Origin of the sequence: Glaciibacter kafniensis (genome assembly GCF_039538945.1) — a bacterium.
GTDB lineage: Bacteria > Actinomycetota > Actinomycetes > Actinomycetales > Microbacteriaceae > Cryobacterium > Cryobacterium kafniensis.
In genome coordinates this window covers 264,882-284,303 of record NZ_BAABCN010000017.1, presented here as the reverse complement: position 1 = coordinate 284,303, position 19,422 = coordinate 264,882, and the positions used below count along the sequence as shown (strand labels likewise).

The window sequence follows — 19,422 nt, the reverse complement described above, 5'->3', positions numbered from 1 at the left end:
GCGTCTTTCTCTGCGTTTATGAACCGTTGTGATCGACTACGAGAGCCGGAGATTCAGACGTAATACGGGAGCCGCGAATCGGACCCGTATGATCCTGACACTCACGGCCAGGCTGGTCAACTTGAGCGGAGTGTTCTACGACAGTTGCCAGGTCCGCTCCGAACGTGAAATCGGCAAATATCGGTTTTCCCGCAAGGACTCCAGGGAGCCACTGCTTCGCGTCGTCCCACATTTCTGCGAGCGGAAGCGCGCCCTGATCAAACCACTCCGGGTTCAACTCGTCGGATTCCTTCGGAGTTCCCGACCAGATCGAGCAGACGAAAACGCTCGATTCCTGACTCCACGCGGGACGGTGCGGAAACCAGTAGCGCAGTCGGCCCATCGGCACGAGATCTGACGCACGCACGCTGAGACCTGATTCCTCGTGAATCTCTCGCACCGCGGCATCCACCGGGGTCTCCCCCGGTTCGAGCTTGCCGCCGAGGCCGACAAAGTTTCCGAGCCCGAGGCCCTTCTTCTTACGTCCCAGCATGACCTGGGTGCGTCCGTCGTCGGTTCGGCGCAGAATGTAGCTCACGCAAACCTGAGGCAACGTCATGCATTCAGCGTAGCGGGCGACTGCCAGGTGAACCTGGCTGCAAGCAGTGTGCGTGCCACAGGAAGGGCGTAGGCACGGCGCAGGCAGGGCGCAAACGGGGCGCCACACCCGCGTACAGAAAGCTGCCATTCGCACTCGGTTAGGCTCTGCACATGGACTTTGTGCCCGAATCAGGAACCATCACCATGTTCACCACGACCTGGTGCGGCTATTGCAGTCGCTTGAAGACCCAGCTCGACAAGGTCGGCATCGGCTACAGCGAGGTCAACATCGAAGAGGTCGACGGCACCGCCGAACTCGTGATGAGCCTGAACAGCGGTAACCGCACGGTGCCGACGGTGCTCTTTCCCGATGGTTCGGCGGCGACGAATCCGTCGCTCGCGCAGGTTCAGGCCAAACTCGCCTAAACCCGCGCGTCGCGATTTCGGTTATCCGAAGAGAACTGCAGCCTCGTCATAGCGATCCTGCGGAACCGTCTTCAGGCCGCCGGTGGCTTCCTTGATGCTGACGATCTCGATCTCGGTGCCCTTCAGCGAGACCATCGAGCCCCACTGCTCGGCCTGGATCGCGTCGATCGCCGCCATGCCGAGGCGGGTCGCGAGCACCCGGTCATAGGCCGACGGAGCGCCGCCACGCTGGGTGTGACCGAGCACTGTCGCGCGGGATTCGATGCCGGTGCGCTCCTCGATCATGGGGGCGATCAGTTCGCCGATGCCGCCGAGACGCGGGCGGTTGAACGCGTCGAGACCCTTGTGCGAGTGGGCCTCTTCCATTCCGGCGAGCAAGAAGCCCTCCGAAACGACGATGACCGGCGCACGACCGCGGTCGCGCACGTGCTCGACCCATTCGCAGATCTGCTCGATCGTCTGCGGCTGCTCGGGAATCAGGATGGCGTGAGCGCCACCGGCCATGCCGGAGTGCAGCGCGATCCAGCCCACGTGGCGACCCATGACCTCGATGACCATGCACCGACCGTGCGATTCCGCGGTGGTGCGGAGCCGGTCGATGGCCTCGGTCGCGATCTCGACGGCCGTGTCGAATCCGAATGAGTAGTCGGTGGCAGCGAGGTCGTTGTCGATGGTCTTCGGCACGCCGACGATCTTGATGCCGGCATCCGTCAGACGCTGCGCGGCGGCGAGGGTTCCTTCGCCGCCGATCGCGATGATCGCGTCGATGCCCTGAGCGTCGAGACGCTTCTGAATGTTTTCGGGCCCGCCGTGCTCGCCCTCAAACGGGTTGGTGCGGGAGCTGCCCAGAATGGTGCCGCCCTGCTTCGACAGGCCGCGCACACTGTGACGGTCGAGGGCCATAAAGTCGCCGTCGACGAGGCCGCGCCAGCCGTTGCGGATTCCGACGAACTCGTCGTCGTGAATGCGCACGCCCTTCAAGACGGCGCCGCGAATAACAGCGTTCAAGCCGGGGCAGTCTCCACCGCTGGTGAGGATACCGATTTTCATAGTGGCCGCTCTTTCATGCAACAGGACGAGATCAGAAACGGCGCCATTACCGTCTACACATCATGGGGTGCCGAGCCCCCCGCGATCAAATCGCACGGGGGCTCGACCGGGCTCGGGTGGCTACAACGTTCCGTCGAGCGCCTGCGTGAGCAGGTAGATCAGGGCGCTGGCCTGGATCGAGTCAGACGACGTGTCTGCTTCTTCTGAGCCGTCGAGCGCACGGGCCGCGAGACCCTGCTTGCTGCCGATGAGATCGGCAATGCGGGCGTCGATGGTGTGCGCCGCGATGATCCGCCAGGCGGTCACCGGCTCGTCCTGGCCGATCCGGTGCACCCGGTCGATCGCCTGAGTCTGTTCGGCGGCGGTCCAGCTGAGTTCGGCCAGTACGACGTTCGAGGATGCCTGCAGGTTGACGCCGACGCCGGCTGCGCTGAGCGAGCAGACCGCGACAGCAACCTCCGGGTCGTTGTTGAAGGCGTCGATGGCGGCCTGGCGGGCCAGTGCAGTCTGGTCGCCACGGAGCGATACCGTGCGCAGGCCCCGCTTGGCGAAGGTGTCTTCTGCAGCATCCATCACGTCGATGTGCTTGGCGAAGAAGACGACCTTGCCCACCGAGCGCGCGAGCTGGGCGGCGTAGTCTGCGGCCAGCCCGGCCTTCGCCTGACCGATCTTGCGCACCATCGTGAAGACGTTCTCGCCGGTCGTGGCGCCCTTCGACTCTTCGAGTTCGGCATGGGCGACCGCGCGGATGAACTGCTCACGCTGCTCGGCGTCTGGCACGAGCTTCTTCTTGCCGGTGCTGCGGGCGGTCACCAGGGCGTTGTAGCGCGTGACCAGTCGGGCGCCGAGCTCGCGCTCCGCCTGTCTGATCGAACGGCCCAGGTCGTCGTCGAGCTCGACCGGCAGGTCGGCAATGCGCTTGGCCGGCAGATCGGCGGCGACGTCGACCTTGCGACGGCGCACGATACCCATGTCAATCACGGCAGCACGCGCCTCGGCGTAGAAGCCGACATCCGCCGGGGTCAAACCGGTCGCCTCGAGCTTCGCCATCAGGGCGGGTGCCGGCTTGTCGCCGTCGATCCAGCCGAGGAACTGCCAGATCGCACGGAAGTCATCGACATCGTTGATCAGCGGGGTGCCGGTGAGGGCCATCAGCAGCGGGTTTCCGCCGGGCGTGCGACGCCGAATCTGGTCGGCGAGAGAAAGCACATGCTTGGACCGCTGCGACTGCTGGTTTTTGATGAAGTGCGCCTCGTCGACGACCATGCCCTTGAACCCGAGGGTTCCCAGCCAGGCCAGGTGACGGTCGAGCACGTCATAGTTCACGACGACCACGTCGGCGAAGGCGTCGAGGGTGTCGCCGTCACCGTGAATGACGGTGGCGCGACGGTTCGGCGTCCACAGCTCAACCTCGCGTGCCCAGTTCATCTTGACGACGTTCGGCACGATGGCCAGCAGCGGGTAGGCGTTGGCGACGGATGCGGCGAGCAAGCTCTGTGCCGTCTTGCCGAGGCCCGGCTCGTCGGCCAACAGGTAGCTCCGGTGCCCGAGGCGCGCGCTTTCGATGAAGCGGGCCTGGTGTCGCATCAGCTCCATGCCAGGAGGAGAAAGCCGGTCGAGGGTGGGAGCTTCGGGGAGGCTCATCGTGGCGGCCTGGCCGCCGGAGCCGTATTCGAACGATTTGAACAGCGGGCCGAGGAGTTCCCAGTTGGCCAGGCGGCGTGCGGAAACGACGGGCTTGGCCTGCGCGGCGCTGAAGTCAGGGGCCAGGAACGGGTTGGCCAGCTGACGGGCCTTCACCGATTGCGGGATGACCTGGTTCTCTGGCAGTTCGGGCTTGGCCTCCGGCTCGCGCGTGATGATGAGCTCGTCTGGGCTGAGCTCGGCGCCGGACTCCAGCAGCCAATCGCGACGGAATCGCTGGGCGACGGTCGACACCGACGCGTCGGGCTCGAGCAGGGTGATCAGGCTGGTGTCGCGTGCGGCGGTCTTCGCGAGAATCTGAGCGATGCCGTCGAGGCGCTTGAGCAACTCGGCGCGGTTCGCATCCGTCGTCTCCTGGTCTGCTTTGACTCTGGCGCGTTCTTCGCGCATCAGCAGTGCGATGACCTGGTACTTAATGCGGTTCGTCGGGCCAAGCTTTCCGCCGGTTTGCGCCTTCGCCTCGACCTCGCGCACCTTGCGGGCGAGGATCGGGATGATGGGCGCGTCGTCGTCTCGGGAGCGCGCACGCTGCCGACTGCGGCTGCTGTCGGCGCGGGGTCCGCGGCTGCTAGAGCCTGACGACTGCTGGCGGGTGTATGGCATTCTTCTCCACTTCACGGATGCCGGTTCGGACGCTGCACCCGAGTGGCGCGGCTTCCGACAGGCTCCACAAGAAACCGATCTCAAAGGCGTCGACATCCGCGATGTCGGCTCGTTCGAGACGCCGAACCCTGAATCGAGCATCGCGTTGGTTGCTGGTCAGGTCGTGCTTGTCAGTTCTGCTGTGTCAGCGTGACTGACCTGCAATCGCACGGTCGAGACGGTGACCGGGTTCTCAGGCGCAAGACCCAGTGTACGCCCGCAGATTACTCGTGGCGCGCAGGAACCTTGGTTCTGACACCGACGAGGATGAAGACGATCGCGGCGATGAACTGGGCTGAGACCCAGCCCTGCCCATGAAGCTCGATCACGAAGACCGGATTCCAGAGGATGGCGATGGGCACGAGCCCGATCAGCCACCACCACGACTTGGCCTGGATCACGAACACGCAGATGATGATCGCGAGGATGCTCACGATGTAGCGGATGATGATGAAGCCATCGGAGTCGAGCAGAGCCAGGCCGGCAAGCAGCGCAATCGCGCCGAGCAGGCCAGGGGCGAGCGCCGATCGGGAAAACGTCGGTTCGGCGGGTGTTCCCAGGGGACGTCGGTCTGCGCGCATCCCTCAAGACTATCGAGCGAGAGCGTGCGGGATGACCGCGCCGGAGCGGTTACACCCCACCGCCACCGCCGCCTCCCCCACCGCCGCCGACCGAGGCGCCGCCGCTGAACCCTGAGCCCCCTGAGCTCGACGCGGTGCCCGCCCACGACGTGGCGGTCGACGCAGAGAACGACGCGATCGCCGCACCGAAATAGGCCGCGTTGAACGCGCTGGAACCGAGGTACCAGTCGGGCTCGGCGCCGCTTCTGGCGTAATAATCGCCGAGCACCGCCGACCATTCCTTCTCGAGGCCGAACAGCGCGGCGTAGGGCAGCAGCCGCTCCGACAGCCTGAGCACTTCAAGCTGCTGCGCCGGATCGACTGACGGATCGGCCGACGGATCGAAAGTCGCCTCGGTTGCGGCATCGGGCCGATACGGCGAACGCAGCGCGCCTTGTGGACTCTGCAGCACGCGCATTCGGTCGGCCTCGGCCAGCTTGATGTAGAGCCTCAACCCGGCCAGGTAGTCGCGGAGTTCTGCACCGGCAGCGGTCAAGGGGCGCACGACGGATGCCAGCACCAGCGCACCGATGGCGGCCACGATCCCGACGATCAGGGTGAGCACCGGCCAGACACCGCCGATCTGATCGGAAAGCGCGATGACGCTGCCGAAGAAGCTCAGCGGCAGGGCGACGATGCCGAGGATGATCGCCCAGCGGCGCAGAGGCCCACCGATTTTCAGGCGCAACCCGTCGGCGACGGCCCGCTGAGGCACGGCGGCCAGTTTCTTCTGCAGCGCGGCGGCGAGCTTGGCGTCTTTCTTCGCGAGCTTGCGCAGTGTGCCGGGCTGCAGGCCGGGGAACAGGTCGGCGAGGATGGCATGCTCTGACGGTTCGAGGCCGTCGGCGTGCACCAACTCGAGAGTGTATTTTTTCTTGCCGTTCTCGGCGAGTACCCGCAGATTGCCGCGCACGGCGAAGCTCAAGATCAGCGCAGGGATGAGCTTGGTCGCAGTTGCGCTGACGTTGGCGGAGCTCAGGAGGCTGACGCCCTTCGGCGGCAGGTACTCCGCGATGATCGTCGGCCGCCCTCGCGCGTTGCGCCAGGGACCAGCACGACCGATCCAGCCCAGGGCGAGACCGGCGAGCGCGATCAGAGCACCGGCAAGCCCGATGCTCGGAGCGGGGCTGGCCAGAAAGGAGTCGTCACGGGGCACGAAGGTCGCTGGCTCGAAACCGACCACCAGCGCGAGACCCTGGTGTGCGGCCAGCGGACCGGTCGCCGCCTCGATGCGCCAGCCATCGCCATCCGCTTCGCTGGTCAGGCTGGCGCAGTCTGAACCCGAGTCGGCAGCGCCCTGCAGGCACCGCACTTGGCCGGTGAGTTTTCCCGCGATCGCCGGATCAATGAGCAGGGTTGCCGACACGTCGCCGAACGGTTGGTCCCAACCGGTGCCGTTCACCTCCCAGAAAAACTGATCGTCGTTCGAACCCGACGGGATAAATGTCACGTTGCTCTGCCGGTAGGTGATTCGGTAGGTGTTCGCACCGTGCACGAAGTCGTCGGCGGCGATGGTGAGTTCAAGAAAATCGCCTGAATCATCGGACGTCGACTCGGTGTCGTAGCTGCGAGGCACGCCGTTTTCGTCGGTGACGCTCTCAATTTCGAGGCCAGTCGGATGCCCGCGATAGTCGGTGGGGATGGCGCGTCGGATCCCGTGATTCTGGTCGAAGTCGGGAAACCGGGCGACGATCGTCTCGGTGGTGAGGAGCTCGGAGTGCCCGTCGGCGGTCAGCCCGAGTCGGAGGTCGGAGTGCCAGGAATCGAACGTGAAGTCGCTCGTGTCGGTGGCAACGATCATCGGCGCCTGGCTGGGTGCGGCGGTGGCCGGAGCCGCGACGGCGAATGCGGCGAGCGCGAGCGCAGCGCAGGAGGTGGTGACAACAAGACGGAGCAATCGGCGCATCTGGCCAGCCTATCGAGACTCGATCGGGGCCTTTGCAGGTCGAGCTGTCGGCATCCGTTGGCCGATCTCGAGCACGCGGTGCTCCCGTCGTCGAGAAGGCCACACCCTTGACGCATACCCCTAGGGGGTATACCGTTGACGCATGACCGAGCCACAGAACTCGCACGATCACCACGCAATCGACCACAGCACGATGGAGCACAGCACTCACAGCGGGATGGATCACGGCGCCACAGACCACAGCACCATGGATCACGGCGCCACAGACCACAGCACGATGGACCATGGCGGCCATGGCGGACACGGCGACCACGTCGGCCAGTTCCGCCGCCTGTTCTGGATCATGCTCGTGCTCGCGATTCCCGTCGTGTTGTTCAGCAGCATGTTCGCGTCGATCATCGGCTATTCGCTGCCCGACTCTGCCTTCTTCACCTGGATCTCCCCCGTGCTCGGCACCGTCATGTATGTCTGGGGCGGCAAGCCATTCCTCACCGGAGCGGTCTCCGAACTCAAGGCGCTCAAACCGGGAATGATGCTGCTGATCGCCCTCGCGATCACCGTCGCGTTCCTCGCCTCCTGGGGCGCGAGCCTCGGCATCCTCGACCACGAACTCGACTTCTGGTGGGAGCTCGCGCTGCTGATCGTGATCATGTTGCTCGGGCACTGGATCGAGATGCGCTCGCTGGCGCAGACTTCCACCGCACTGGAATCTCTGGCTGCGTTGCTGCCCGATGAGGCCGAGCGCGTGGAGGGCGACAGTGTTGTTGTCGTGTCGCCGACGTCACTCGAGCTCGGCGACGTCGTGATCGTGCGCCCCGGTGCACGGGTTCCCGCCGATGGCGAGGTGATCGAGGGCACAGCGGATGTCGACGAGTCGATGATCACCGGAGAGTCGCGCCCCGTGCAGCGTGGCCCCGGTTCGCGCGTCGTGGCCGGAACCGTCGCCACCGACACCGCCATCCGGGTGCGGATCACCGCGGTCGGCGATGACACGGCGCTGGCCGGTATCGCTCGCCTCGTGGCCGAGGCGCAGAACTCGTCCTCGCGCGCCCAACGCATCGCCGACACGGCGGCCGGCTGGCTCTTCTGGTTCGCCCTCGGTTCCGGCGTGCTCACCGCCATCGTCTGGACGATGCTCGGCTACCCAGACGACGCGGTGATTCGCACCATCACCGTCTTGGTGATCGCCTGCCCGCATGCCCTGGGCCTGGCTATTCCCCTCGTCGTCTCGATCGCCACGGAGCGCGCGGCGAAGGCTGGAGTGCTGATCAAGGACCGCCTCGCGCTGGAGAGTATGCGCACCGTCACCACTGTGCTGTTCGACAAGACCGGCACCCTGACCAAGGGCGAGCCGGCGTTGACTCACCTGTCGGTCGCGGCCGGGCACACCGATGACGAGGTTCTCGCACTGGCGGCATCGGTCGAAGCCGACAGCGAGCATCCGTTGGCGAAGGCGATCGTGCAGGCGGCAAGCCTGCGCGGTCTCACGGTTGTGAAGGCCACCGATTTCGTGGCGCAGGCCGCGGTCGGTGTGACGGGCACCATCGACGGGCGCCAGGTCAGCGTCGGTGGACCGCACCTACTCACCAGTCATGGCGTCACTCCCCTCGCGGCCAGCGAACCCTGGACGAGGGAGGGCACAATCATCCTGCACGTGCTGCAGGACGGAGTGCCGATCGGCGCGATCGGTCTGGCCGATGAGGTGCGGGAGGAGTCGAGGCACGCCGTCGATGCGCTGCGTGCGCGGGGCATCCAGGTCGTCATGATCACGGGCGATGCGCAGGCTGTCGCCGAATCTGTGGCCGCCGAACTCGGCATCGACCGGGTGTTCGCCGGGGTCAAACCCGAAGACAAAGCGGCAAAGGTGGCCGAGTTGCAGAGCGAGGGACGCACCGTCGCCATGGTCGGCGATGGAGTGAACGATGCCCCTGCATTGGCCCAGGCGGATGTCGGCATCGCGATCGGCGCCGGAACCGACGTGGCCATCGCCTCGGCCGGCGTCATCCTCGCGAGCGATGACCCCCGCTCGGTGCTCTCCGTGATCGATCTCTCGACGGCGACCTATCGCAAGATGAAGCAGAACCTGTGGTGGGCAGCCGGGTACAACCTGATCTCGGTTCCGCTCGCGGCCGGCGTTCTGGCACCGATCGGTTTCGTACTGCCGATGGCGGTCGGTGCGATCCTGATGTCGGTCTCGACGATCGTCGTGGCACTGAACGCGCAGCTGTTGCGTCGCCTCGATTTGCGGCCGGAGGTCAGTGCGCGCTGAGTCGTGGTTGACAGTGAGATCTGAGGCGAGGACTTACGTCGTGATTGAAGCGATGGTGGCTTCGGCGTCCGCAGTCAGGAGATACATGACGCGAGCACTATGCGGCACCCGCACGAAACCGAATTTAGTGTAGAAGTTTTCTGCCGCCTCCGTGAGAGCGTGGACGAGGAGCGCGCGTGCTCCAACGAGCCGAGCCGCCTCCACACTTTTCAGGACCGCATCCTGAAGGAGAGAAGCCCCGAGCCCGTGACCGGCGAAGCGACCATCCACTGCCAGTCGGCCAATCAGAATGACGGGTAAGGGGTTGGGCATGTTCCGCTTGAGAGCTCCCGGTGCGTCTTCGCTCCGCAGCGAGCTGGCCGAGAGGCAGTAGTAGCCCGCGATGATCTGCGAATTCCTGTCGACTGAGACGAAGGTGCGAGATGCGCCGCCACGCTCGTTGGCAACCGCCCGATTGCGCAGCCATTCGTTGAGTGATGGCTCCCCGCAATCGAAGTCAACGAAAGAGTCTTTCGAGGTGATAGCCCGAGGCCGAAGAAGCGGACTCAATCGTCGAAGACGGTCGGGCGCTTGAGTAGGCTCGCCAGCATTTCGACTGGCCGTGCTGGTCGATCGAGAACCCTATTGAAGGCTTCCCATGCTTCCAACGACATCGCAAGATCACGTTCGCGACGGATCACCTCGGCAGCTTCCTTGACGAGCACCGAGACAGAGAAATCGGTGACTGATCGCCCCGACAAAGCTGCTGCTTGCTCAATTTCCTGCTTGTGTTGCTTAGTGAGCCGCAAGTCGAGCCGGTCGCTCTTGGTAACGTTTCCCATGAGATGAGTGTACGGTAAATTTCCGTACAGTTCAACGGTAGATATAGACGATCTGGGCCGCGTGTGAAGGACAGATGTCGCTGGTGCCTGCTGGCCCAAACCATCGATGGGCGAACGCCCGGATACGGAAATGCCGAGTGCGACGAAGCAGGACTTCAACGGCGTAACCGGTGTCGGCCAGCGGTGATGCCTTCGAGTACGACCGTCCCTGCCACCCCCTGCGGTGCTGCACCGATAGTCTCTTCGCAGTTTGGACCGACGTCAGCGCTAACCAGAGGACATCAATTTGGATACCTCGTCCTGGGCTTCGGCAGTGCCCAGTACCGAGAAATTTGGCGCGACCTGGATTGAGTGGGCTCAGCGCCCAGTTTGAGCGTGAGCCGAGCGGCGGCACGGTGGATGCTTCGGCCGGCGCCGATACCCTTGAGGGGTATCAGGACTGAGCAGTACGCTTGAGCAATGATCGAAGACATCAAGCGACGCGCTCTGCACCGCACCCGCATCATGGAAGGCCAGATGCGTGGTCTCGAGAAGATGATCGAGAACGAGGATTACTGCGTCGACATCATCACCCAGTCGCTGGCCATCCAGAAGTCGCTGGGCTCACTCAACAAGCTTCTCGTTGAGAACCATCTGCAGACTCACGTCAGCCACATGTTCGACGCCGGCGGCCAAGAGCGTCAAGACGCCATCGCCGAACTTCTGCGTGTCTTCGAGCTCAACAACAACCGGTGAGCGACTCGGTGGCCGTGGGGGCCAGCCACCCGGAGGAAAGTAACTCGGCGACCGACGCAGTATCGCGCCTTCAGGAGCTCATCCGCATCCCGACGATGTCGCGGCTCGACGAAACCGAGACGGTCTGGGCGGATTTCGATCGTTTCGTTGCGACGCTCCCCTCGCTCTATCCGGCCCTCCACGCGACACTCAGCCGTGAGGTCGTGGCCGGGCATTCGCTGCTCTACCGCTGGCCGGGTGCCGCAGCGGGCGACGCGACGGTTTTAATGGCCCACTACGACGTCGTGCCGGCCACGTCTGACGGCTGGACGCATCCGCCCTTTGACGCCACCCTTGTCGGCGAGGGAGCGAGCCAGTCCGTCTGGGGCCGCGGCACACTCGACGACAAAGGCGCCCTTGTGGCCATCCTTGAAGCGGTCGAAGCCCAGGTCGGTGTCGGATTCCAACCGGCCAACGATATCTATCTCAGCTTCGGGCACAACGAAGAGACCACGGGAGCGGGTGCGTCGGCGATCGTCGATCTGCTGGCGAGCCGAGGCATCCGCCCAGCGCTGGTCATCGACGAGGGTGGCGCGGTGGTCGAGAACATTTTTCCCGGCGTGACCAAACCCATCGCCGTGGTCGGCGTAAGCGAAAAGGGAATCACGAGCGTCACACTGACCGTGAACCAGTCGGGCGGGCACGCCTCGACTCCCCCACGGATGACTGCGACGGTGCGTTTGGCCCGCGCCATCACCCGTCTGAACGCACGACGTTTTGCGGCCCACCTCACCGAGACGAACTTCGAGATGATTGAAACGCTCGGCGCTCACACGAGCGGCCCGCTGCGTTTCGTCTTCGAACGCGCCCGCCTGTTCAACCGACCGCTTGCCGCCCTGCTCGGACGACTGGGCGATGAGACGAGTGCCATGGTGCGCACCACGGCGGCCGTCACCCAGCTTTCGGGTGCGCAGGCCGCGAACGCTTTGCCGGAGCAAGCCCGGGCCGTGGTCAACGTGCGCATCGCCCAAGGCTCCAGCGTCGCCGCCATGCTTCGACACGTGCGCCGAGCCATCCGCGACCCCCTGGTCGTGATCGACGCAGAGCTTCCGAACGAGCCGTCAGCCGTGTCACCGACGACCGGGGCGGCCTGGCAGCTCGTTGTCGACAGCATCGAAGCCACCTATCCCGGCACGATCGTGACGCCCTACGTGATGTTGGGAGCGAGCGACAGCCGCCACTTCACCCGGGTCAGTGATTTTGTCTACCGGTTCAGTCCGTTTCGGATGAGCAGCGACGAACGAGCAACCCTGCATGCCGTGAACGAGCGCGTCACCGTGTCGACGTTTCTGGCGGGCATAGAGTTTTATCGCAGGGTGATCGCGGCCCGCTAGGTGGTGCGAAGCCGTCGAGATCGGCCGAGCCGACTGGATGGGCAGGGTCCTGGTTCAGGAACGGAGTGCGTGTCATGGATGCAGCGCCCCGTCGTTCCGCGGGCTCGCGTCGTTCGACACACCTCCGCCCCTGAACGCGGTCCCGAGCTCCCGCCGTTGATCGAGGAGCAGCCGACGAAGGAGGCCGCGTCTCGAGATCGCGCGAGCCAATGTTTGAACGCAACTCGAGTTCAAGGATTGGCTCGCGAGATCTCGAGACGCGTGCTCGCAAGCTCGCGCGCTCCTCGATCAACGAAATGGTCCATATACCTCACAGATGCGCGCTCCTTCGTCGCGTGCTCCTCGACCAACGAAATGGCCCATATGCCTGATAGATACTCGCTGCGCTCGTTCCTCGACCACCGCAATGTTCAGATAGCTCGCGGTGGGTGCGAACCCGCGTGGCGGCATCCGTGGGTGGCCCGTTTCGCACCATGAGGGTCGAATGGCGCGACGCCTCTTGAGTTCGGTCGGCGCGGCGGTTTTCGACTGGCTCGACCACCGAGGAGGTTCAGAGCCGAGACCAGCTGATCAACGGCGGATGGCGCGCGGCGTCAGGCGTGCTGCACCGGAATCGCCGAGCTTGAGGGCGGCAGCTCGAACAGGGTCTCGAGCGCGGGGATCAGCTCGGACACCCACGCTTCGTAGCCCTCTTTCGTGAGGTGCAAGCGGTCTTCGGTGTACGACGGGTTCAGCTCGCCGTCGGCCTCGGCCAGTGTCGGCCAGAGATCGAGGTATTGGGAGTGAATCGTCGGAGCGAACTGCCAGAGGTGACGGTTGACCGATCTGATGAGGTCGGCGAACTCCCGCTCCCGGGGCGGCACTGAATGAATCAGGATGCGCGTTTCGGGGAGCCGCCTTCGAAGTGTGACAAGAATCGACTCGACATTGCGCACGACATACTCGTCTGAGCGACGCCAGCCAAGGTCGTTGGTGCCGATGCCGAGCACCACAGCGTCGGGAGCGTGTTCGACAAGCACGTCAAGCCCGCCCAGCACATCGTCGCTGGTCGCACCCCCGATTGCGAGGTTCGTCACCTCGTAGGCGGGAAGCCATTCGTTCCAACGCCCACCCGCAATCAGGCCGTCACCCATGAACACAACCGTCGCTGGCATTGTTGCCTCCCCTGTCAATCATGCCTCCGGCGCGGCGCGCTGGCTAGAGTATTGGCGAGAGCGCTGGCAGGTTCTCAGGTTCCGCCGCTCGTCGCCGCGAGCCAGGAATCCAGGTCGCTCGGGGTGTCGGTGATGATTCCGTCGACACCGAGCTGACGCACCTCAGCCCAGGTGTCTTCGGTATTGAGCGTGTAGCAAATTATGCCGAACCCTGCCTCATGCAGGCGAGTGACGGCATCCGGTTGGGCGGCCACCGCCTTCGCCGTCGTCGCGAGGGCGATGACGCCGAAGCGCTCGGCCATGGGCACCGGATTCGCCGGCAGCTCGCGCACGAGCATGATGCGCGGGAACTGCGGCGACACCCGCTGCAGGTTCAGCAGCGTCTCGATGCTGAAACTCTGCAGCACGACGCGCGAACTCAGCCCGTGTTGGCCGATCAGGTCGATCACGTTGCGCAGGTCGTCGTCGCTCCAGCTGAACTTCAGCTCGACGAGAGCCTTCTTGTCGGAGTCGACGAGCCGGGTGAAGAACTCGTCGAGGGTTGGGATGCGCGTTCCGGCATACTCGCGGGCGTACCAGCGGCCGGCGTCGAGCTTCTTGATCTGCGCGCTGGTCTTGTCGGAGACCTTTCCGCGACCATTCGTGGTGCGCTCGAGCGTCACGTCGTGAAAGAGCACCGGAACGTGGTCGCTCGTGAGCTGCACATCGGTTTCGACGAAGTCCATGTCGCTCGCAAGGGCGAGTTCGAAGGCGGGCATGGTGTTCTCTGGTGCGGCAGACCTGTCGCCCCGGTGACCGGCGATGAACGCTCCTTCGCCGGGGGTGCGCAGGGCGCCGAAGACATCGGTGGCGTAAACCTGCCCCGGTGCGGCTCCCAGAATCAGGATGGCGGCGAGAACTGCCGTGGTGCAGCTGGCGAACAGCACTGAAAGAAGTCGTCGTGTTGACGGTCGTCTCACCGCGGTGCCCCTCCCCGCCGCCGCGACGGTGCGGTGGGCGTGAAGCAACACTACCCGAGTCGTTACCGTTTTGTTACCTTTCGAGTGCTCCCCCAACCAGGGCACAGGCATCCGTCTGGGAGCCGGTGCACGTGAGCGTGAGAATGGCCGCTTCCCCTGACGGGAAGCGGCCATTCACTCACGTGCGCTGGCGAAGCACGCAGGTGCGGGCGACGCAGGTGCGGACGACGCAGGCGCGAAGCACGGGCGCCCTAGATCAGAGCCTTCGTGTGCCAGACCGTCTTCGTCTCAGTGAACGCCAGGATGCGCTCCAACGACGGCGTGGCGGCATCCTCACCGTTCTCAGGAGGAAGCACCCGCTTGAGGGTGTCGGCGGCAGCGATCTGCAGGTCGACCCAGTCAAGCGCACCGGCACCGAGAAGGTCGATCGCGTTGACATCGGCGTGACTGGCCAGCCACGGCGCGATCTCGGCCGGTGAGCCGGTGAGAATGTTGACGACGCCACCCGGCACGTCGCTGGTGGCGAGCACCTCAGACAGGCTGATCGCCGACAGGGGCGCCGACTGGTTCGCCACCACGACGACGGTGTTGCCCGCGACAAGTGCCGGCGCGATCGCGCTGACGATTCCGAGCAGGGAGCCGCCGGACTGCGGCGCGACGATCGCGACGATTCCGGTGGGCTCCGGCACCGAGATGTTGAAGAACGGACCGGAGACCGGGTTGGCGTTTCCGGCAACCTGCACGTACTTATCTGCCCAGCCGGCGTACCAGACCCAGCGGTCGATGGCTTCGTCGACCTGAGCGGATGCGACGGCTGTCGTCACACCCTCTGACTGCATGATCTCGTCAACGAACTGCGCACGGCGGCCCTCGAGCAACTCGGCGATGCGGTAGAGCACCTGGCCGCGGTTGTAGGGCGTTGCGCCGGCCCAGCCACCGAGCGAGCCACGGGCGACGACGACGGCATCCCTGGCATCCTTGCGGGAGGCCTGCGCGGCATTGGCGAGAAACTCACCGGAGTGCGAACGGATCTCGTAGACCCGGCCAGACTCGCTGCGCGGAAACTTTCCGCCGATGTAGAGCTTGTAGGTCTTGGGAACGGCGAGGCGGGTCATTTTGCGGCCTTCTTTCCTGCGGCAGGCTTCGGTGCGGGAGCGGTGGCGTTGGCGGTCGGGGATGCGGCAGGGGCGCCGGCAGGCTCGACCACCGATGCGGTCTCGATCGCCGGAGCCGGGGCGGCTGCAGTCAGAACGGGTCGACTGTTTGCCGGCTTGAGGTAGGCGGCGAGACCGTGGCGCCCGCCTTCGCGGCCGTAGCCGGACTCCTTGTAGCCACCGAACGGGCTGGCCGGGTCGAATCGGTTGAACGTGTTCGCCCAGATCACTCCAGCGCGCAGCTTGTCGGCCACCGCGAGGATGCGGCTGCCCTTGTCGCTCCAGATGCCCGCCGACAATCCATACGGCGTGTTGTTCGCCTTGGCGATCGCTTCAGCCGGGGTACGGAAGCTGAGCACCGACAGCACCGGGCCGAAGATCTCGTCACGGGCGATGCGGTGGCTGGTCGACACATTCGTGAAGATGGTCGGCGCGAACCAGAAGCCGTTCTCGGGGATGGCGCAGTCTGCAGTCCAGCGCTCCGCGCCTTCCTGCTCGCCGATGTCGGAGAGCGTGCGAATTCGCTCCAGCTGGGCGGCCGAGTTGATGGCGCCGATGTCGGTGTTCTTGTCGAGCGGATCGCCGAGACGCAGGGTCGACAGACGCTGCTTGAGTCGGTCGACGACATCGTCGTGGATCGATTCCTGCACCAGCAAGCGACTTCCGGCGCAGCAGACCTGCCCCTGGTTGAAGAAGATCCCGTTGACGATTCCCTCGATGGCCTGGTCGATCGGTGCGTCGTCGAAGACGATGTTCGCCGCCTTGCCGCCGAGCTCCAGGGTGAGCTTCTTATCGGTTCCGGCAACCGAACGAGCGATGGCCCTGCCGACATTGGTGGAGCCGGTGAACGCGACCTTGTTGACATCCGGGTGATTCACCAGCAGTGAGCCGGTGTCTCCGGCGCCCGTGATGATGTTCACGACGCCGGCGGGCAGGTCGGCCTGCTGCAGAATCTCGGCGAAGAGCAGCGCCGTCAGCGAGGTCGTCTCGGCGGGCTTCAGCACAACCGTGTTGCCGGCGGCGAGGGCCGGGGCGATCTTCCATGCCAACATGAGCAACGGGAAGTTCCACGGGATGACCTGGGCTGCGACACCGAGCGACGACGGGTTGGGTCCGGCACCGGCATGGTCGAGCTTGTCAGCCCAGCCGGCGTAGTAGAAGAACCAGGCCGCGACGAGGGGAACGTCGACGTCGCGGCTCTCCTTGATCGGCTTGCCATTGTCGAGGCTCTCGGCGACGGCGAGCTCACGGGCGCGCTCCTGCACCAGTCGAGCAATGCGGAAGAGGTACTTTCCGCGGTCGCTGCCGGAGAGGCGAGACCAGACGCCGTCGTAGGCGCGACGTGCTGCGGCAACTGCAGCATCGACATCCGCTGCATTGGCGTGAGCGATCATTGCGATTTGCTTCTCGGTGGCTGGGTTGATCGTGGAGAACGGCGTGCCGCGGCCGGCGACGAACTCGCCGTCGATGAAGAGCCCGTAGTCGCTCTGCAGATTGAGGATTGCCTGCGACTCTGGCGCCGGGGCGTAGTCAAGAAAGTTCATAAGAGGGGTAACCCTTCAGTATTCAAAAAATGTCAGGCATGAGTAAATCGGTCCCTGAGGAGGCCCGCCAGGGCCGTCTCGAAGGGTTAGTCAATCGTCACGTAGTCGGGGCCTGAGTAGTGGCCGGTCGTCATCTTCTGACGCTGCAACAGCACGTCGTTGAGCAGGCTTGACGCACCGAAGCGGAACAGGTGCGGCTGCAGCCACTCCTCCCCCACCGTTTCGGCGACGGTCACGAGGTACTTGATTGCATCTTTTGAGGTGCGGATGCCGCCGGCCGGCTTCACGCCGATCTTCTCGCCGGTCAGGCGGTGCCAGTCGCGCACGACCTCGAGCATCGACAGGGTGACGGGGAGCGTCGCAGCGGGAGCAACCTTGCCTGTCGAGGTCTTGATGAAGTCTCCTCCGGCAAGAATTGCCAACCAAGAGGCGCGGCGAACGTTGTCATAGGTGTTGAGTTCGCCGGTCTCGAGGATCACCTTGAGGTGCGCGTAGGTTCCGTTTTCACGCTTGCAGGCTTCCCGTACCGCGACGATCTCATCGAAGACCTGACCGTAGCGGCCCGAGAGGAAAGCGCCGCGGTCGATGACCATGTCGATCTCGTCGGCTCCGGCGGCCACGGCATCAGAGGTGTCTGACAACTTCACCGCGAGTGAGGCACGCCCGCTCGGAAAGGCAGTCGCGACGGCTGCCACGTTGATGCCCGAATCGGTGCCATTCGAGTGGGCGGCGCCGAGGGCTGCAACCGCGTCTGGCACCATGTCGCCGTAGACGCAGACCGCGGCGACGCGGGGCGTGCTCGGGTGGCTCGGGTCGGGGTTCATCGCCTTGGCGACGAGGGACCGCACCTTGCCTGGCGTATCGGCGCCCTCAAGCGTGGTGAGGTCGATCAGTCGAATGATGGTGTCGATCGCCCACTTCTTTGATGTGGTCTTGATCGAGCGGGTGCCGAGCCCCGCGGCGCGCTGTTCGAGGCCAACGGCGTCGATTCCGGGGATGCCGTGCAGGTAGCGCCGAAGATTGGTGTCGGTGGCTTCACCGCCGAGCACAGCCAGGGTGCGTTCCCGGGTGGCGAGTTGAGTACTGGTCATGACGTGTCCTTGGTTCGGGTCGGTCGTGGTTCTGGTCGGTCGTAATTGTCTGGTATTTGGGGTGAATGGTCGTCGACGTCGGTCGAGGCTACGAGGAGTGAGGTTCGCTGTCGGGAGTGTCGCCGAGCACCGCGAGGGCCGTTGCCTCATCGGTGACAAGCACGGTGCAGAGGCCGCTCGACACAACGGCGCGCGCGATGGCGTGCTTCTGCCGACCGGCGATCACGGCAATGGCCAATGGCGCGCGACGCAGATGGGTGAGCGAGATGCCCAAGGTGCGCTCGTCGAGTTCCGGATCGACGATGGAGCCGCTGCTGTCGATGTAGCGGCCGACGATGTCACCGACGGCGCCCCGCTGAACGAGCTCGTCGATCTGCGCGGCGGTCAGATAGCCGCTGTCGACAAGGGCGGAGCTGGCATCCGCTTGACCGGCGCTGTAGAGATAGGCCGATGCGCCGATTCCGAGATTGAGCACTGCCGCGACGGCCCGATCGGACTCGATGGCGCGCTTGGTCTCGAGTCGCTCAAGAATGGCGGGACTGGGCAACAGCGTGGCCGACCCAGATGCCTTCTCTGCGATCATGACGGCGGTGGTTGCCGCGGTTCCGGTGCGCTTGCTCAGACTGACGCCGCCGTTGATCTGCACGACGTTCACGCCAGGAGCCCAGCCCTGCTTGAGGTGAAGCGAGACATCGTGCAGGGTGCGACCCCAGCTCAGGCCGAGCGTGCGCGGGATCGGACGCAGGCTGGTGAGGTAGTCGGCCGCCGCCTGGGCAGTGCGCGACTGAAGTTCTTCATCATCGGAAACCCCAGCGGAAGAGACAACGATGGCAGCCTTCAGTCCCATCGCTTCGCGGAGCCGCCGTTCCAGCGGCAGACGCCGGGCGCGCGGATGCACGATCTCAATCCGAATGAATCCGCTCGCCTTCGCCTGAGCGAGCAAGCGACCGACCTTCCACCGGGTGAGACGCAGGATCGACCCGATTTCGTCTTGGGTCTTGTTCTCTTCGTAGTACAGCTCTGCGGCGCGAATCGAAAGCAGCTCGTCAGTATCAATCACTCGGCGCACTCCTCTCGTGGCGTGTTCTGTCAGACCTGGTGGGACTGTGTGGCTCGTGGCCCTCTTCAACCAGCGTAGGTCGCCGGGCTGCGCAATTCAACACTCGTTGGCAACCTTGCTCATATGAGCAGATGGCGGGGGTCGATCCCCACAGTTGTTGCCGCCGGTGGGGGAACGGCGGGGCATGGTCCAGTGCGAGGCGCAGTGCACCGGTCCCCGAAACGGCGAAAATCCCCGGTGCGGCATGAGTGTTCGCACTCACGCCGCACCGGGGACACCGGCCAACCAGATCGCCCTCGCGTTGCTGTTTCAGAGGCGATCGGCAACCGTTCGCT

Annotated in this window: 18 protein-coding genes; 5 read left to right on the top strand and 13 right to left on the bottom strand. The window is 64.8% G+C overall.

Going from position 1 to position 19,422, the window contains the following annotated elements:
- Positions 1–16 precede the first annotated feature (16 nt).
- Positions 17–598, bottom strand: a complete 582-nt coding sequence (locus tag ABD791_RS20095) for an 8-oxo-dGTP diphosphatase (protein ID WP_345069664.1) — start codon at positions 596–598, stop codon at positions 17–19.
- 152 nt (positions 599–750) lie between these two features.
- On the opposite strand from ABD791_RS20095, the gene ABD791_RS20090 reads away from it, so the two are divergent.
- Positions 751–1,005 (top strand): mycoredoxin, encoded by a 255-nt coding sequence (locus ABD791_RS20090; protein WP_345069663.1) that lies wholly within the window; start codon positions 751–753, stop codon positions 1,003–1,005.
- A 21-nt stretch (positions 1,006–1,026) separates the two neighbouring features.
- On the opposite strand, the gene ABD791_RS20085 is transcribed toward ABD791_RS20090, so the two are convergent.
- Positions 1,027–2,055: a 6-phosphofructokinase gene (locus tag ABD791_RS20085; protein ID WP_345069662.1), complete on the bottom strand. Its 1,029-nt coding sequence runs from the start codon at positions 2,053–2,055 to the stop codon at positions 1,027–1,029.
- A 120-nt stretch (positions 2,056–2,175) separates the two neighbouring features.
- A complete protein-coding gene (locus ABD791_RS20080) occupies positions 2,176–4,362 on the bottom strand; it encodes a DEAD/DEAH box helicase (RefSeq protein ID WP_345069661.1) in 2,187 nt (728 codons plus the stop codon).
- Between ABD791_RS20080 and ABD791_RS20075 the strand changes: the two genes are divergently transcribed.
- On the top strand, positions 4,352–4,555 hold the full coding sequence (locus tag ABD791_RS20075; RefSeq protein ID WP_345069660.1) for a hypothetical protein: 204 nt from the start codon (positions 4,352–4,354) through the stop codon (positions 4,553–4,555). The genes ABD791_RS20080 and ABD791_RS20075 overlap by 11 nt on opposite strands.
- A 70-nt stretch (positions 4,556–4,625) precedes the next feature.
- Here ABD791_RS20075 and ABD791_RS20070 read toward each other — a convergent pair whose 3' ends face one another.
- The gene (locus tag ABD791_RS20070; RefSeq protein ID WP_345069659.1) at positions 4,626–4,982 is read right to left on the bottom strand and encodes a DUF6804 family protein; all 357 of its coding nucleotides are present in this window, start codon (positions 4,980–4,982) and stop codon (positions 4,626–4,628) included.
- Between the two features lie 49 nt (positions 4,983–5,031).
- Complete coding sequence (locus ABD791_RS20065) at positions 5,032–6,927, bottom strand: DUF2207 family protein (protein WP_345069658.1); 1,896 nt, start codon at positions 6,925–6,927, stop codon at positions 5,032–5,034.
- 142 nt (positions 6,928–7,069) lie between these two features.
- Here ABD791_RS20065 and ABD791_RS20060 point away from each other — a divergent pair, with 142 nt between their 5' ends.
- Positions 7,070–9,196 carry a heavy metal translocating P-type ATPase gene (locus ABD791_RS20060; protein WP_425562277.1) on the top strand — a complete coding sequence of 709 codons (2,127 nt, stop codon included), beginning with the start codon at positions 7,070–7,072 and terminating at the stop codon, positions 9,194–9,196.
- Positions 9,197–9,229: 33 nt separating this feature from the next.
- On the opposite strand, the gene ABD791_RS20055 is transcribed toward ABD791_RS20060, so the two are convergent.
- Positions 9,230–9,745 (bottom strand): GNAT family N-acetyltransferase, encoded by a 516-nt coding sequence (locus tag ABD791_RS20055; protein WP_345069657.1) that lies wholly within the window; start codon positions 9,743–9,745, stop codon positions 9,230–9,232.
- Positions 9,742–10,017, bottom strand: coding sequence for a type II toxin-antitoxin system TacA family antitoxin (locus tag ABD791_RS20050; protein WP_345069656.1), 276 nt, complete (start codon positions 10,015–10,017; stop codon positions 9,742–9,744). Before ABD791_RS20050 ends, ABD791_RS20055 begins: the two co-directional genes overlap by 4 nt.
- Positions 10,018–10,476: 459 nt before the next feature.
- Here ABD791_RS20050 and ABD791_RS20045 point away from each other — a divergent pair, with 459 nt between their 5' ends.
- Together ABD791_RS20045 and ABD791_RS20040 are read left to right on the top strand one after the other, a co-directional pair.
- Positions 10,477–10,752, top strand: coding sequence for a metal-sensitive transcriptional regulator (locus ABD791_RS20045; RefSeq protein WP_345069655.1), 276 nt, complete (start codon positions 10,477–10,479; stop codon positions 10,750–10,752).
- Positions 10,749–12,125, top strand: coding sequence for a M20/M25/M40 family metallo-hydrolase (locus ABD791_RS20040; RefSeq protein WP_345069654.1), 1,377 nt, complete (start codon positions 10,749–10,751; stop codon positions 12,123–12,125). The genes ABD791_RS20045 and ABD791_RS20040 overlap by 4 nt, the downstream gene beginning before the upstream one ends.
- A gap of 593 nt (positions 12,126–12,718) precedes the next feature.
- Here the strand turns inward: ABD791_RS20040 and ABD791_RS20035 are convergent.
- The 6 genes from ABD791_RS20035 to ABD791_RS20010 form a co-directional block, all read right to left on the bottom strand.
- Positions 12,719–13,279, bottom strand: a complete 561-nt coding sequence (locus ABD791_RS20035; RefSeq protein WP_345069653.1) for a GDSL-type esterase/lipase family protein — start codon at positions 13,277–13,279, stop codon at positions 12,719–12,721.
- Positions 13,280–13,353: 74 nt separating this feature from the next.
- Positions 13,354–14,205 carry a glycerophosphodiester phosphodiesterase gene (locus ABD791_RS20030; protein ID WP_345069652.1) on the bottom strand — a complete coding sequence of 284 codons (852 nt, stop codon included), beginning with the start codon at positions 14,203–14,205 and terminating at the stop codon, positions 13,354–13,356.
- A gap of 284 nt (positions 14,206–14,489) precedes the next feature.
- Entirely contained in the window at positions 14,490–15,353 is an 864-nt protein-coding gene (locus tag ABD791_RS20025) for an aldehyde dehydrogenase family protein (RefSeq protein ID WP_345069651.1), read from the bottom strand.
- Positions 15,350–16,936 carry an aldehyde dehydrogenase family protein gene (locus ABD791_RS20020; RefSeq protein WP_345069650.1) on the bottom strand — a complete coding sequence of 529 codons (1,587 nt, stop codon included), beginning with the start codon at positions 16,934–16,936 and terminating at the stop codon, positions 15,350–15,352. Before ABD791_RS20020 ends, ABD791_RS20025 begins: the two co-directional genes overlap by 4 nt.
- Before the next feature lie 86 nt (positions 16,937–17,022).
- On the bottom strand, positions 17,023–18,027 hold the full coding sequence (gene deoC, locus ABD791_RS20015) for a deoxyribose-phosphate aldolase (RefSeq protein ID WP_345069649.1): 1,005 nt from the start codon (positions 18,025–18,027) through the stop codon (positions 17,023–17,025).
- A gap of 88 nt (positions 18,028–18,115) precedes the next feature.
- Complete coding sequence (locus ABD791_RS20010; RefSeq protein ID WP_345069648.1) at positions 18,116–19,087, bottom strand: sugar-binding transcriptional regulator; 972 nt, start codon at positions 19,085–19,087, stop codon at positions 18,116–18,118.
- Positions 19,088–19,422: the final 335 nt, after the last annotated feature.

Coding starts and splice junctions, on each gene's coding strand:
- ABD791_RS20095 (WP_345069664.1), bottom strand. CDS start 598: ATGACGTTGCCTCAGGTTTGCGTGAGCTACATTCTGCGCCGAACCGAC.
- ABD791_RS20090 (WP_345069663.1), top strand. CDS start 751: ATGGACTTTGTGCCCGAATCAGGAACCATCACCATGTTCACCACGACC.
- ABD791_RS20085 (WP_345069662.1), bottom strand. CDS start 2,055: ATGAAAATCGGTATCCTCACCAGCGGTGGAGACTGCCCCGGCTTGAAC.
- ABD791_RS20080 (WP_345069661.1), bottom strand. CDS start 4,362: ATGCCATACACCCGCCAGCAGTCGTCAGGCTCTAGCAGCCGCGGACCC.
- ABD791_RS20070 (WP_345069659.1), bottom strand. CDS start 4,982: ATGCGCGCAGACCGACGTCCCCTGGGAACACCCGCCGAACCGACGTTT.
- ABD791_RS20065 (WP_345069658.1), bottom strand. CDS start 6,927: ATGCGCCGATTGCTCCGTCTTGTTGTCACCACCTCCTGCGCTGCGCTC.
- ABD791_RS20060 (WP_425562277.1), top strand. CDS start 7,070: ATGACCGAGCCACAGAACTCGCACGATCACCACGCAATCGACCACAGC.
- ABD791_RS20050 (WP_345069656.1), bottom strand. CDS start 10,017: ATGGGAAACGTTACCAAGAGCGACCGGCTCGACTTGCGGCTCACTAAG.
- ABD791_RS20045 (WP_345069655.1), top strand. CDS start 10,477: ATGATCGAAGACATCAAGCGACGCGCTCTGCACCGCACCCGCATCATG.
- ABD791_RS20035 (WP_345069653.1), bottom strand. CDS start 13,279: ATGCCAGCGACGGTTGTGTTCATGGGTGACGGCCTGATTGCGGGTGGG.
- ABD791_RS20025 (WP_345069651.1), bottom strand. CDS start 15,353: ATGACCCGCCTCGCCGTTCCCAAGACCTACAAGCTCTACATCGGCGGA.
- ABD791_RS20020 (WP_345069650.1), bottom strand. CDS start 16,936: ATGAACTTTCTTGACTACGCCCCGGCGCCAGAGTCGCAGGCAATCCTC.
- deoC (WP_345069649.1), bottom strand. CDS start 18,027: ATGACCAGTACTCAACTCGCCACCCGGGAACGCACCCTGGCTGTGCTC.